This is a genomic window from Roseateles sp. FW305-36 (assembly GCF_058787015.1).
In genome coordinates this window covers 49,749-62,936 of the sequence record NZ_JBYSZK010000011.1, presented here as the reverse complement: position 1 = coordinate 62,936, position 13,188 = coordinate 49,749, and the positions used below count along the sequence as shown (strand labels likewise).

The 13,188-nt window shown below is 68.6% G+C and carries 10 protein-coding genes; 2 read left to right on the top strand and 8 right to left on the bottom strand.

Annotated features, from left to right (window positions below):
* Window positions 1–4: 4 nt before the first annotated feature.
* Window positions 5–805: a class II glutamine amidotransferase gene (locus AC3WOE_RS20065; protein WP_492692935.1), complete on the bottom strand. Its 801-nt coding sequence runs from the start codon at window positions 803–805 to the stop codon at window positions 5–7.
* A gap of 144 nt (window positions 806–949) precedes the next feature.
* Here AC3WOE_RS20065 and AC3WOE_RS20060 point away from each other — a divergent pair, with 144 nt between their 5' ends.
* Window positions 950–1,906 (top strand): tripartite tricarboxylate transporter substrate binding protein, encoded by a 957-nt coding sequence (locus AC3WOE_RS20060; protein WP_492692933.1) that lies wholly within the window; start codon window positions 950–952, stop codon window positions 1,904–1,906.
* Here AC3WOE_RS20060 and AC3WOE_RS20055 read toward each other — a convergent pair.
* Genes AC3WOE_RS20055 through AC3WOE_RS20025 form a run of 7 tightly spaced genes read right to left on the bottom strand, consistent with a single transcriptional unit; the run spans window position 1,903 to window position 10,469 of the window.
* On the bottom strand, window positions 1,903–2,910 hold the full coding sequence (locus AC3WOE_RS20055; protein WP_492692931.1) for a glycoside hydrolase family 5 protein: 1,008 nt from the start codon (window positions 2,908–2,910) through the stop codon (window positions 1,903–1,905). The two genes, AC3WOE_RS20060 and AC3WOE_RS20055, sit on opposite strands and share 4 nt — an antisense overlap.
* A gap of 16 nt (window positions 2,911–2,926) precedes the next feature.
* Complete coding sequence (locus tag AC3WOE_RS20050; protein WP_492692930.1) at window positions 2,927–4,051, bottom strand: glycoside hydrolase family 5 protein; 1,125 nt, start codon at window positions 4,049–4,051, stop codon at window positions 2,927–2,929.
* Between the two features lie 3 nt (window positions 4,052–4,054).
* Window positions 4,055–5,350, bottom strand: coding sequence for an AGE family epimerase/isomerase (locus AC3WOE_RS20045; RefSeq protein ID WP_492692929.1), 1,296 nt, complete (start codon window positions 5,348–5,350; stop codon window positions 4,055–4,057).
* Window positions 5,347–7,470: a GDSL-type esterase/lipase family protein gene (locus tag AC3WOE_RS20040; RefSeq protein ID WP_492692928.1), complete on the bottom strand. Its 2,124-nt coding sequence runs from the start codon at window positions 7,468–7,470 to the stop codon at window positions 5,347–5,349. Before AC3WOE_RS20040 ends, AC3WOE_RS20045 begins: the two co-directional genes overlap by 4 nt.
* A gap of 22 nt (window positions 7,471–7,492) precedes the next feature.
* Complete coding sequence (locus AC3WOE_RS20035) at window positions 7,493–8,362, bottom strand: carbohydrate ABC transporter permease (RefSeq protein ID WP_492692926.1); 870 nt, start codon at window positions 8,360–8,362, stop codon at window positions 7,493–7,495.
* Window positions 8,359–9,243 carry a carbohydrate ABC transporter permease gene (locus tag AC3WOE_RS20030; protein ID WP_492692924.1) on the bottom strand — a complete coding sequence of 295 codons (885 nt, stop codon included), beginning with the start codon at window positions 9,241–9,243 and terminating at the stop codon, window positions 8,359–8,361. The genes AC3WOE_RS20035 and AC3WOE_RS20030 overlap by 4 nt, the downstream gene beginning before the upstream one ends.
* Window positions 9,240–10,469, bottom strand: coding sequence for an extracellular solute-binding protein (locus AC3WOE_RS20025; protein WP_492692923.1), 1,230 nt, complete (start codon window positions 10,467–10,469; stop codon window positions 9,240–9,242). The genes AC3WOE_RS20030 and AC3WOE_RS20025 overlap by 4 nt, the downstream gene beginning before the upstream one ends.
* A gap of 209 nt (window positions 10,470–10,678) precedes the next feature.
* Between AC3WOE_RS20025 and AC3WOE_RS20020 the strand changes: the two genes are divergently transcribed.
* Window positions 10,679–13,159, top strand: a complete 2,481-nt coding sequence (locus AC3WOE_RS20020; RefSeq protein ID WP_492692921.1) for a glycoside hydrolase family 2 protein — start codon at window positions 10,679–10,681, stop codon at window positions 13,157–13,159.
* Window positions 13,160–13,188: the final 29 nt, after the last annotated feature.

Below are 13,188 nucleotides of genomic sequence, written 5' to 3'. Positions count from 1 at the left end.
CAGATCAGGCGGCAGCTAGTTCGAGCAGGCCTTCGCTCAGAAAGACGCAGTCGCCGTCCTGGAACACGCGTACCTCGCCGGGTGCAAACGCTGCCCAGGCTTCGCCATGGGTCAGAGGCTCTGTCGACACCAGGGCCATGCGGTCGGCCGGGTTGTTGACGGTGGCCAGGTCCACGCTCAAGTCGCCATCGCGCAGGGAGACATGGCCGAAGGGCGGGCGGCGCTGCAGCCAGTGCAGCTTGGTGGAGGCATGGGCCAGCATGGCGCGGCCGTCGGTCAGCAGCAGGTTGAAGCGGCCGTGCTCGGCAATCTCGTGGATCCAGGGTGTCAGCGTCGCGGCCAGCTCGGGCCAGGCGGGCAGTGCGGTGCTGAAGCGCTGCTGCAGACGCTGCATCAGCCAGCAGAAGGCACGTTCGCTGTCGGTCTGACCGGCCGGCGTGAAGCTGCCGTCCAGTTCGGGATGGAAGTCCTTCAGATCACCGTTGTGGGCGAAGACCCAGGTGCGACCGGCCCATTCACGGCGGAAGGGGTGGCAGTTCTCGACGGCGCGGACGCCCTGGGTGGCCTTGCGGATATGGGCCAGGATGTTGCGGGCCCGCACCGGGTGGTGGCCCAGATGACGCGCCAGTTCGGACTCGGCCGCCGGGCTGTCTTCCACCGTGACCTCGCAGCGCTCGCCGTCGTGGAAGGCCACGCCCCAGCCGTCGACATGGTCTGCGGTGCGTCCGCCGCGGGCGGCGAAGCCGCTCAGGGAGAAGGTGGCGGCGGCCGGCTGGCGGCTGTTGAGGGCGAAAAGCTCACACATCGGTGGGGGCGGAAGCTGTCGGTAAGGGTGGCAACGTCGCCAGTCTGAAGGCGGATGACAAAAAGCCCAACAAAGCTTTTGTCAGATGCATATGCCTGTGCGGTTCTCACGCTAGGCTTGACCCCACACCCCAGGAGACGAACCTTGCGCCACCGCCTTGTCCTGATCCCGGCCCTGCTGCTGGCCCTGGGCGCCCATGCCCAGGAGGCCGCCTGGCCCAGCAAACCCATCCACTTTGTCGTGCCCTTCGGCCCGGGCGGCGCCAACGACATCGTCGCCCGCACGGTGGCCGAAGCCACGGCCAAGCAGCTCGGCCAGCCCATCGTCATCGAGAACAAGCCCGGTGCCGGCTCGATGATCGGCGCGGCCTATGTGGCCAAGGCAGCGCCCGACGGCTACACCTTTCTGGCACCGGCGGCCGGCGTCATCACCAATGCGCTGATCAAGACGCGCATGCCCTATGCCGAGGACGACCTCGTGCCCGTCGTCATGATGGCCGTCAGCCCCTCGGTCGTCGTCGTGCCGGGCGACTCGGGTATCAAGGACCTCAAGGGCCTGATCGCGGCGTCCAAGAAGGGCCAGAGCCTGAACTTCGCGACCGCCGGCACCGGCAGCACGCCGCACTTCGTCGCCGAGATGCTGAAGCTGCGCGCCGGCGCCAGGCTGCAGATCGTGCCCTTCAAGAGTGGCTCCGAGGGCATGGCGGCCGTGGTCGGCAACCAGGTGGACGCAACCTCCGAGGCCAGCCCGGTCGTGATGTCCATGGTCAAGGCCGGCAAGCTCAAGGCCATCGCCTCGACCTGGAACCGCCGCATCGCGGCCCTGCCGGACCTGCCGACGGCCCAGGAGCAGGGCTTCAACGACATTTTCATCGGCCACTGGTCGGGTGTGTTCGCGCCCAAGGGCACGCCCGAGGCCATCCTGGACAAGCTCAATGCCGCCGTGAATGCGGCGCTGAAGTCCAGCGAGCTGCGCGCCAAGCTCATCCCGCTGGCCATCGACCCGACGGGCGGCAGCCGCGAGGACTTCCGCAAATTCCTCGCCGCCGAGAAGGCGCGGCTGGCGCCCATCGCCAAGGCCGCGCAGATGAAAGAGGACTAGCGCAAGAACGGCTCCAGCCAGCGCATCTGCGGCTTGTCCTTGCCATCGGCGCCCGGCTCCAGCGACAGGAAATAGTCGCCCCAGCTCGGCCCGCCGGCCCACCACAGCCAGCCGGTCCAGACATCGGCATTGGCTTCGAGATGCTTCAGGGCGCCGGCCACGGCCTGCTCGCAGACGGCATTGGCGCCACCGCCCAGTTCGGCCAGCACGGCGCGGCGCTTGTTGGCCTTGAGCCAGGCGGTGAAGCGCTGCAGGCGCTCGACGCCGATCTGCGGGCTGACGCACTCGGCCTTGGTGCCCGAGCCGTCCTTGTCGAAGTACTGGTGCACCTCGAACACCATGTGGTCCAGCGGGTCGCGCACCTTGCCCATCACCTCGGCGTTGGGCGTGCCGTACCAGGTGGATTCGAACCAGCTCCAGGCACCGGTGTAGCCATTGCCGGGCACAGTGATCAGGTTGGTGGCGCCGGTGGCGCGGATGGCGTCGATGGCGGCCTGGGCGGCCTGGCCCCAGGTCTCGGTCGGCATATTGCGCGGCTCGTTGACGAGGCCGAACTGCACCTTGGGGTTGTCTTTGAACTGCAGGGCCAGGCGGCGCCAGAAGTCGGCGAAGGCGGCGATGGGCACCTCGGGCTTGCCGACGTGGACTTCCTTGTAGGCCGCGTAGTTGTGCGGGTCCAGCATCACATGCAGGCCGCGGGCCGTCGTGCCGTCGACGAATGCGCGCAGGCGAGCCAGTTCGGCGGCATCGAAGTCGCCGTTCAGTGTCGGCTGCAACCGCTCCCAGCGAAAGCCGACACGCATCAGGTTCATGCCCTTGGCCTGGTAGTAGGCCGTGCTGGCCACCGTCGGGTAGACGAAGTCCTTGCCGTGGACGCCGGGGAAGGTCTTCTCGCCCCATTCGGCGCTGGACAGGCTGATGCCGCGCCAGGGCAGGCGTTCGGCTGCGCCAGCGGTGGAAGCCGCCAGCAGGCAGAGGGCGGCGAGGTGTCGCATCTTCATCATCGAGTCAGGTCTTTCGTCAGAGCGTGTTGCCGTACAGGGCCTGGACCAGCTCGGTCCGCCAGGCATGGGTCACCGGGTCGTAGAGGCCGAAGCCCGAGGCCAGCTCCCAGTACATCCAGGGCAGTTGTCGCGCGGCCATTTCGGTACGCATGGCCTTCAGGTAGCGCACGCGGGCGGCCTGGGCCGCGCGGCTGTAGGCGCCGAACTCGCCGACCACGACGGGGTAGCCGAGGCTCTTGCCGGCGTTGGCGGCCAGGTCCAGGCCTTCGCGGATCTTGGCCAGTTGGGTCGCATCGCAGCAGTCCACGCCCAGCGGTGGCGGCGGGCTGATCCATTCGGCGCCCTGGTGGGTGAACGTGAAGGGCTCGTAGTGATGGACTGTCAGCAGCAGGTTGGCGTCGGCCGGCAGCTGTAGCTTGGACAGGGCATAGGGGCTGTTCCACTGCACCGGGCCGATCATGACGATGCGGCTCGGGTTGCTCACGCGCACCACGCGCAGGGCGCGCGAGGCCAGCGTGTTCCAGTCGGCCTCGAGCTTGTTGTGCGGCTCGTTGTAGAGCTCGAACACCAGGCCCGGGCCGGCCGAGGCAAAGCGCTCGGCGATCTGCTTCCACATGGCGAGGAAGCGCAGCTGCACCACGTCGGCCGCGACGCTGGCCTCGCCCGTCTCGACGGCATCGCCATCGAGCTGGTGGTAGTGGTGCATGTTCAGCACCACGGTGACGCCGCGGGCGAGCAGCTTGGTGACGATGCCATCGACGCGGGTCATGAAGGCCGCGTCGATGGTGGCGGCCGCATCCAGGCTGGCGTGGTTGCTCCAACGCACCGGCAGGCGGACGGCGGTGCTGTAACCCGCGCCCTGACCGAAGAGGTTGATGAATTCGTCCTCGACCTTCAGTCCCCAGGCGCCTTCGGTGGGCGCTTCCAGCATGTTGCCGAAGTTGATGCCGCTACCGAGCGCTGCCGCGGCGGTGCGCGCCTGGGCCGAGGCGCCAGGCGGCGTGCCGGTGGGCATGGTCGGGTAGGCGGCGAAGGGATCGACGGGCGCGGGTGGTGGCGCCGGGTCGGCGGCAGCGCCGCCACCCCCACCACCGCAGGCGGCTAGCAGGCAGATCAGCAGGGGCGTGGCAAAGCGGCGCATGGCTCAGCTCCGCGCGGGCGGTTGCACGCCGAGGGCCGCCAGCACGTCCTGGCAGGCCCCCATGGTGTGATAGTCGGTCTTGCCGGCGGGACTCTTCTCGTCGGTGATCTTGCTGTTGTCGGGCGCCAGGATGCGGTACCAGGCGCCATGCTCGTGGTCGACGAAGTGCTGCCAGGCATAGGCCCAGAGGCGGTCGTACCACTGCCAGTAGGCGGCGTCGCCCGTGCGCACCGCCAGCCAGGCGGCAGCGGCAAGGCTTTCGGCCTGGACCCAGAAGTATTTGTCGGCGTCGCACACCTCCATGTCGGGCGACGGGCCGCTCCCTAGGCCGACATGGCCCCCTCGGGGGGCTGCCTGCGTACCCGCGGGCGGGGGGCTCCATGACTCACCGGGCGCGAAGCCGTAGACCAGGCCGCCGTGGTCGGCATCCCAGCCATGCTTCATTGCCGTGTCGAAGAAGTGGCGAGCCGTCGGCAGCAGCCAGTCCGGTGCCGCAGCGCCGAGGCGCCGCTCCAGCATCAGCAGCAGCTTGGCCCACTCGGTCAGGTGGCCGGTCTGGAAGCCCCAGGGCCGGAAGATATTGGTCTTGTCGTCGCGGTTGTAGTCCCAGTCGGGCGTCCAGTCGCTGTTGTAGTGCTCCCAGACCAGGCCGCCGGCGAGACCTGCCTGGCGCTGCGCAATGGAGGTGGCCAGGGTCAGCGCGCGCTCGAGGTAGCGGGCTTCACCGGTGGCGGCATGGGCGGCCAGCATGGCTTCGCAGGCATGCATATTGGCGTTCTGGCCGCGGTAGGCGCCGACCTGCCAGTCCGGCGTCGCCTCGTCGGCATAGAGGCCATGGGCCGGCTCCCAGAAGCGCTTTTCCATCAGCTCGAAGGTCACCGCGATGCCGTCTCGTGCGCCGGGCACGCCGACCTCGGCCGCATGCGAGTTCGCCAGCAGCACGAAGGCCAGGCCGTAGCAGTGGTTGGTGCCGTCGGTGATCGAGGCGCGGCCGTTGTGCCAGTCCAGCACCCAGGCATAGCCGCCCTGGGGTCGTGCATGCACCTCGTTGACGAAGGCCAGCGCATGGGCCACGTCGTTCAGCGGCCCGCCGAACCAGCGCCAGGCCAGGGCATGGTTGAAGACGAAGCGGGTGCTGCTGACCAAGTGCCGTGTGTGGCGGTCATAGACCGTGCCATCGTCTTTGAAGAACTGGAAGCAGCCGCCGCTCACGTCCTTCACGCGCGGTGCGTAGAAGGCCAGGGTGTGGCGCATATGGGCCCACAGCGCTTCGGGCCGGCGCATGTCGGGGACATTCATTTCAGAACCTCGTCTTTCAGGAAGCGGGTCAGCTCGTCGGCCATCTGGGCGTGGACGTCGATGCGCGGATGAGCCCAGGCAAAGGCCTCGAAGCGGTAGCTCCACACCTTGTTGTCGCCTTCGTCGCGCAGCGTCTGCACGGCGCGTTGCACGGCATGCGGGATGGCGGGCTGCTCGCGCGGGGCCGACATGCCGCCCATCAGCAGCACGATCCTGGCTTGCGGATAGCGGGCGCGCAGCTGGCGCACGAAAGCCAGGTAGCGCTCGCCGAAGTCGGGGGCGATGCCTTGGCCCTTGGACGCCGGGAAGCCGTGGTCGTTCTGGCCAAGGTTGAGCAGCACGACATCGGGTGCGCGCGGGTCGGGTGGCGCCACAGCCGCGTCCAGGCGCGGCGCGTAGCGGTTCCAGATCTGCGGCATCAACAACTCGCCCCAGGTCGCCGTGATGCCGATGCCGCTGACGGCAATGCCGACATAGTCAGCGCCGAGGCGCGCGGCCGTTACCGCGCCATAGGCCCGCGTGCCGTCGTGAGGGTAGAGGTCTTCGTACTGGTCGTCGGCGATGTCGCCGTTGCAGGCGCCGGCGGTGATGGAGTCGCCGTAAAACTCCAGCCTGAGTGGGCGGGCGGGTGGCGGGTCCAGCAGCTGGCCGCCGTCGGCCAGGCGCAGGCCGAGGAAGAGGGTCTCGGCCATCGGCGCCTCGGTGCGCTTGACGAGGCGCAGCTCGTGCGGGCCGTCGGCCAGCGGCTCGCGCAGCTTCCAGTCCGACGTCGCGTTGCCCGGCGCAGCCAGCCAGTGGCGCTGGCCGTCGATCTCGACGCTGAAGTGGCTGCTGCCCCAATGCGTGGACGCAAAGCTCAGGCCCAGCTGGCGGCCGGTGAAGCGGGCGCGCAGCTCGCTGCCGCTCCAGGCCAGCAGCTTGCCATTGGCTGCAGGCCCGATGCGGCCGATCCAGCGCAGCCGGGTGTCGTCGGGCCTGATGAGCTTGCCGGGCAGGGCTTCGCGGACGAAGTCGCTGCTGCGCAAGGCCGGCGGCAGGATGCCGGCCGACATGATGGCGAGCAGGCTGGCGGGGCGGCTGCTGCCAGCCCATTCGTCGCGCTTGACGCGGACGTGCAGCAGATGGGCGGTGGGCTCGATGCCGCGGCCGACGACCGTGTAGTGCCAGCCAAGATAGCCCTTGCGCTCGGGCACCTGGCCCTGCAGCGTGACCCAGGCGCCCTCGTCCACGCGGGCCTCGAGGTTGCGGTAGTGTTCGCTCTCGGCGTGGAAGACGGCGATCTCGCTGCCGTAGACCAGGAAGCTGGCCTCGGCGTCATCGGCCTTGGTTGTCCAGCCGGGCTGCTGGCCGGTCCACTCGGGATGCACCTCGCCGCCGCGCTCGAAGCCGTGGGATTGGTAGGGCTTGAGGGTCTCGCCCATCAGCAGGCGGGTGAACTCGTGGGCGCGGCCGAACAGGGGCTCGGGTATCGGTGGGGTCTTGCCGTCGGCAGTGGCGCGCAGCGTCTCTGCCAGCGCCAGGGCGATGCGCTGATGGCCGGTGGCATTGGGATGCACGGGCTCGTCGTAGAGCGCCGCCCAGCGGTCCTGGCCGGCATCGACGCGGGCCTGCATCCAGCGGCCGAAGTCCAGGGCCGTCAAGCCGTAGTGGGCCGCCAGCTTCAGCTGGATATCGGTCGCGTCGCGCGGCTGGTCGCCCTGCTGGGTGAGACCCAGCACGACGACGGCGGGCGGCTTCTTGGCGGTCAGCAGCTTGCGCAGGATGGCTTCAAAGCTGCTGCCGCGCACGGCCGGGTCCAGCCATTGGTCGTTGACGCCGAACTCGACAATGACGAGGTCGGGCGAGGCGTCGATGACCTGCTTCTGCAGGCGCTGCACGCCGGCAGCCGAGTCGGTGCCGCTGACGCCGGCATTCACCAGCTTGACCTTGGGCCCGAGCGACTTGGCCAGCAGAGCGGCCCAGCCACGCTCACGCGGCGGCTGCGCCGCATAGCCCGTCGTGATGGAGCCGCCGATGGTGGCCAGCGTGATGGGCTCGCCGGCGTCCAGGCGCTGCATGACGGCCTGCAGGCGCGCATCGGCATGGGCCATCGCCGGGAGCGTCATAGACAGAGCCAACATCAATCCTTTCAATGACTTCATATCAACCTTTGGTGGCGCCCGCCTGCAAGCCGGCAACGAACTGCTTCTGGAAAAGGAGGAAGACGATGACGGCCGGCACCGAGGCGAGCAGCGACCCGGCCATCAGCACGGCGGCCGATTGCGGGTTGAAGCTCAGGTCGCCGGCCATCTTGCCGAGTTGCAGCGGCAGGGTCAGCGTGGCCGCATCGTTGACGACGAGCAGCGGCCACAGGAAGTTGTTCCATTCGCCCACCGCCACCGGAATGGCGATGGCCGCCAGCGCCGGCCTCAGCATGGGCAGCACGACGCTCCACCAGATGCGCAGGGTGCCGGCGCCGTCCAGCGTCGCGGCGTTCACCAGTTCGTCGGGCACGGCGAGCATGGCCTGGCGGAAGTAGAAGACGACAAAGGCCTTGGCCAGGCCCGGCACCAACAGGGCGGCATAGCTGTTGATCCAGCCCAGTTGGGCCACCGTCACGAAGTTGGGGACGATGGTCACTTCCCAGGGCAGCATCATCGACACGAGCAGGGCGCGGAACAGCCAACGGCTGCCGGGGAAGGGGCGCTTGGTCAGCACGAAGGCGACCAGCGACGCTGCCAGCAAGCTGAGCACCGTGACGACGACGGTGACAAGCAGGCTGTTGGCATAGAAGCGCAGGAAACCGTGGCCTTCCACCTGTACCTGCAGGATGCCGGCGAGCTTGTCCGGGTCGGCCGTGGTGCCTACCCAGTCGGGGTTGAAGAAGTTGCGCGAGGTCGCGGCATGCGGCCACAACGTAGGTGGCTGGCGCAGCAGCTCGGCCACGCTCTTGAAGGCGCCGATGGCCATCCAGTAGTAGGGCAGCAGCATGGCAGGTACCAGCAGCCAGAGTGGGGCGCGTAGCCACTTCATCGTTCCCGCCCCATCAGCTTTAGGTTGAGCCAGGTCAGGCCAAAGAGCAGGGTCGTCAGCACCCATGCGGCGGCGGAGGCGAGACCCAGATCGAGCTGGCGAAAGCCCCGGTCGAAGAGATAGGTGACCAGCATCAGCGCCGAGTCCAGCGGGCCGCCGAGGGTGTCGACCGCACCGTAGAGGAGATAGGGCTCGTAGAAGACCTGGAAGCTGGCGATCATGCCGGTCACGGTCACATAGACCAGCGTCGGCCGCAGGTTGGGCAGCGTGATGTGCAGCAACTGCTGCCAGGGTGAGGCGCCGTCCAGGCGCGCGGCTTGATACAGCTCTTCGGGGATGGCGCGCAGGCCGGCCACGAAGATAACGAGGTTGTAGCCGAGCACCGACCACACGCCCACCAGCACCAGCACCGGCAGCGTCCATTGCGGGTCGCCGAGGAAGCGAGCCGGCTCCATGCCGAGCGCCGTGCGGATGCTGTTGAACAGTCCATAGGCCTCGGAGTTGGCCAGCCACTTCCAGGCCGAGATGGCGCCCACGCCGCCGGCGACGGCCGGCAGGAAGAAGGCCACGCGCACCCATTGATGCAGGCGCGAGTTGCTGCCGAAGGCCAGTGCCAGCACCAGGCCGAGCGTGACGGCGATGAAAGACACCGAGGCCATATAGGCGGCAGTGTTGCCGAGTGCTGTCCAGAAACGCTCGTCGGCCGCCAGCTCCGCGTAGTTGCGCAGGCCGATGAAGTTGGGCTCATCGGTGGCGTGATAGTCGGTAAAGCTCAGCCAGGCCGATCGCAGCACCGGCCAGACGCCGAACAGGCCGAACAGCGCAAAGAAGGGCGCGACCAACAGCATGTCGCGGCCATGGCGGCGCCAGACCGTCTTCATCGCTGGGCCTCCAGCGCGCGGTTCATGACGGCGGCGGCGCGGCTCAGCTCGGTCTGCGCATCGCCACCCGCCAGCACGACGCGTTGCACGGCGCGGGTCACGATGTAGTCCTGGCGCATCCAGGCCGGGCAGGGCGGCGGGCCTTCGGCGTCGGCGAGCTGGGCCAGCAACGCGTCGCGGTTCGGCAGCGGCAGGCTGGCGATCTGGTCCTGGCGGCCCGAGGGCAGCCACATGCCGCCATAGGCCAGGGCCGCCTCGGCCATGCGGCGCGTGACCTCGGGCTGGTAGACGGTGCGCATGAAGTCCAGAGCCAGCTCGCGGTTGGGCGAGAAGCGCGTGATGGCCAGCACCGTGCCGCCCAGCACCGCCGTGCGCTTGCCCGTCGGTCCCGCGGGCAGGGCGGCGGCGGCCCACTTGCCGACCAGGCCCTTGTGGACCATGTCCATGCGCGACAGCAGCCAGGTGCCCGACTGCATCAGGCCGTAGGCGCCGCTCTCCAGGCCGCCGTCGGCGTCGGGCCAGCCGTCGGTGGGCGCCTGCAGCTCTCGATACAGGCGTGAGTAGTAGGTCAGCGCGCGCACGGCCTCGGGGCTGTCGATGACGGCGCGCTGGCAACTGGCGTCATAGACCGAACCACCGGCCTGGCGCAGATAGGGGTAGAAGCCCAGCCAGCTGGTGTTGCCCCATTGCTGGGCAAAACCATGACCCCGGCCGCGCAGCCGGCGGGCGGCGGTGATGAAGCCCTCCCAGTCGGTGGGAGCGGCGGGCTGCAGATCGCTGCGGTAGTACTGCAGCTGCACATGCATGTCGAAGGGCGCGCCGTAAAGGCGGCCCTTGTTGTCACGGATGGCGCGCAGGGCACCGGGGTTGGCGTGTTCTTCGAGCTGGTGGGCCAGGTCGGGTGCTGCTTCCTTCAGGTCCACCAGCGCGCCCTTGGCGCCCAGCGCGATGGCGTAGGACGTGCTGCCCGTCACCAGGTCGGGCCCGCGCCGGCTCGCCAGCGCGGCGGAGTACTTGGTCATCGCATCAGCCCAGGGCACGTCGCGCACCTCGACGGCGACGTCCGGGTGGGCGGCGCGAAAGGCCGCGACGGCCGGCTGCATGACTTGCGGCGTCTTGTCGTCGCCCACCATCCAGATCACCAGCCGCGCGGCCAGGGCCTGCCCGCTGGCGAGGGCCAGGCAGAGGGGCAGGGTGAGCTGGAGCAGGCGCGTGTTGCGGATCACGGCGGCGTTGTAGATCAGGATGAATGTTTAGTAAACGAAATCATTATCCGCAGTTCGGATTTGCCAAAACAGCGTTGTCTACCCGCAAATCGTCGGTGCTATCCCTGATCGCCGAACGTTTGACAGAGAAACAAAATGCGCAACAAATTGATGTTTAGCGGTTGCCGCAACGCGCCGCGAGGACCCTGAGCGCAGTGATCTCCGAACGCTTGATTGATCTTCACGAGGGCTGGCAGCTGGCCGAAGCGCCGGCCGGTGCCGATGCGCGCGGCTTGGCAGTGCTTCCAGCCGACGCCTGGCTGCCGGCGACGGTGCCGGGCACGGCCCATGGTGCGCTGCTGGCGGCCGGTCGCATCCCCGATCCCTTCTACGGCATGAACGAGGCCGAGGTGCGCTGGGTCGGCGAGAAGCGCTGGGCCTGGCGCCTCAGCTTCGAGGCCGGCGAACTGGCCGATCACGAAGACCTGGTCTTCGAGGGCCTGGATACCTGGTGCAGCGTCTGGCTCAACGGCGAGCGCCTGCTGGAGTCCGACAACATGTTCGTGGCGCGGCGTGTCGACGTGCGCCGCCACCTGCAGCCGGGTCGCAACGAACTGTTGCTGTGCTTCGAGCCGGCCCTAGCCCGTGCCCGCGGGGTGGAGACCGTGCATGGCAAGCGCCCGCTGTGGAACGGCGACAGCGCCCGCCTGCATGCGCGCAAGGCCCAGTACCACTTCGGCTGGGACTGGGGCCCTGAACTCATCGTCAGCGGCCCGTGGCGTGCCGTGCGCCGGCACAGCTGGTCGGCGCGCATCGACGACCTGCATTGCCGCAGCGACGTCGATGTGGCGGGGCGACGCGCGACGCTGCAGGTGTCGGCCCGGCCCACGGGCGGCGCTGGCCTGCGCTGTGAATTCGAGTTGCTGGACGCCGAAGGCAACAGCGTGGCCAGCCAGAACGTGCCGGCCGACGCGGCGCGGGCGACCTTGAGCGTCACCGACGCCCAGCTGTGGTGGCCGCGCGACCTGGGCGATCAGCCGCTGTACACGTTAGTGGCGCGCCTGCTGGACGGCGAGCACGTTGTCGCCGAAGACAGCCGCCGCATCGGCTTGCGCACGCTGCGCCTGGTGCAGGCGCCAGTCGACGGCGAGGCCGGCAGCAGCTTCCATTTCGAGGTCAACGGCCAGGCCTTCTTTGCCGGCGGCGCGAACTGGATTCCCGACGACAACCTGCTGGAGCGCATCACGCCGGCGCGCTACCGCGAGCGCGTTGCGCAGGCGGCGGACGCGAACATGAACATGCTGCGCGTCTGGGGCGGCGGCATCTACGAGGACGAGGCCTTCTACGAGGCTTGCGACGAACTCGGCCTGTTGGTCTGGCAGGACTTCATGTTCGCCTGCGGCCTCTATCCGGCCAACGAAGCCTTCCTGGCCAGCGTGCGCGCCGAGGCCGAAGGCCAGGTGAAGCGGCTGCGCCATCACGCCTGCATGGCCCTCTGGTGCGGCAACAACGAGGACTACATGCTGGCCGAGTCCGTCGGCCTGGCCGGCCCCGGTGTGCCGGCCGAGCGCTTCGAGGCGCGTGCCATCTACGAGGGCCTGCTGCCTGCGGTCTGCGAAGCTTTGGACCCCGACACCACCTACTGGCCGGGCAGCCCCTTCACGCCGGGTGACGGTGCCAAATCTTCCGACGTGACCGTGGGCGACCGTCACAGCTGGGAGGTCTGGCACCAACAGATGCTGCCCTACCAGCGCTATGGCGATGTGCAGGCGCGCTTCGTCAGCGAGTTCGGCATGCAGTCGCATCCGTCGCTGGCCTTGCTCGAATCGGTACTGCCCGAGGCCGAGCGCTTCCCGGAAAGCCGCACGGTGCAGTGGCACAACAAGGCGGGTTCGCCGAGCGGGCCGGACGGGCACAGGCGGCTGTCGGTCTACCTGGCCGACAACCTGCGCGTCGGCGGCACGCTGGCAGACCATGTCTATGCGACCCAGTTCGTGCAGGCCGAGGCCATGCGCGTGGCCTACCAGGACTTCCGGCGCCGCTGGCAGAAGCCGGGCGCGCGGGCTGTCGGCGGCGCCCTGGTCTGGCAGCTCAACGACTGCTGGCCGGTGACGAGCTGGGCCCTCATCGACTCGTCGGGCACGGTCAAGCCCGCCTGGCATGCGGTGCGCCGCGCATTGGCACCGCTTGCAGTCGCCGTACGGCTGGAGGAGGGGCGTGCCCGCGTGGCGCTGATGAACGGCCGTGCTGACAGCGTTGCCGTCACGCTGCAGTTGCGGGTCTTCGCGATGGATGGCCGCCTGCTTGCAGAAGCCGGCGCGGCTCAGCAGGTGGCGGCGTCGACAAGCGCCGAGACGACGCTGGCCCTGCCTGCGCTCGGCGAGCCTGTCGTCGCGGAGGTGCTGGCGCTGGACCCGCGCGACGGGCGCGAGCTGGCGCGCGATTGCGCCTGGACCGAGCCCTTCAAGTTCTACCGCCTGGCGGGCGCCCGTCTTTCCGTCCGTGCCGAGGGTCAGACCTTGCGCCTGGGCTGCGACCGACCCATCAAGGGCCTGTGGCTTCAGCAAGGCGGACTGGCCGACAACTTCGTCGATCTGGTGCCGGGAAGCGAGCGCCTGATCGAATCAAGGATAGCGCTACCAACAACTTTAAATGTCGTGGCGCTGGAGCTTCCGACACAGCAGGTCCATCTGCTGAGAAATGAGGGCTGAATGCAGAAGGAATGCGTATATCCCCTATC

Excerpts from the sequence above, each read along its gene's own strand:
- AC3WOE_RS20065 (WP_492692935.1), bottom strand. The coding sequence starts at position 805 with ATGTGTGAGCTTTTCGCCCTCAACAGCCGCCAGCCGGCCGCCGCCACC.
- AC3WOE_RS20055 (WP_492692931.1), bottom strand. The coding sequence starts at position 2,910 with ATGATGAAGATGCGACACCTCGCCGCCCTCTGCCTGCTGGCGGCTTCC.
- AC3WOE_RS20050 (WP_492692930.1), bottom strand. The coding sequence starts at position 4,051 with ATGCGCCGCTTTGCCACGCCCCTGCTGATCTGCCTGCTAGCCGCCTGC.
- AC3WOE_RS20045 (WP_492692929.1), bottom strand. The coding sequence starts at position 5,350 with ATGAATGTCCCCGACATGCGCCGGCCCGAAGCGCTGTGGGCCCATATG.
- AC3WOE_RS20040 (WP_492692928.1), bottom strand. The coding sequence starts at position 7,470 with ATGTTGGCTCTGTCTATGACGCTCCCGGCGATGGCCCATGCCGATGCG.
- AC3WOE_RS20035 (WP_492692926.1), bottom strand. The coding sequence starts at position 8,362 with ATGAAGTGGCTACGCGCCCCACTCTGGCTGCTGGTACCTGCCATGCTG.
- AC3WOE_RS20030 (WP_492692924.1), bottom strand. The coding sequence starts at position 9,243 with ATGAAGACGGTCTGGCGCCGCCATGGCCGCGACATGCTGTTGGTCGCG.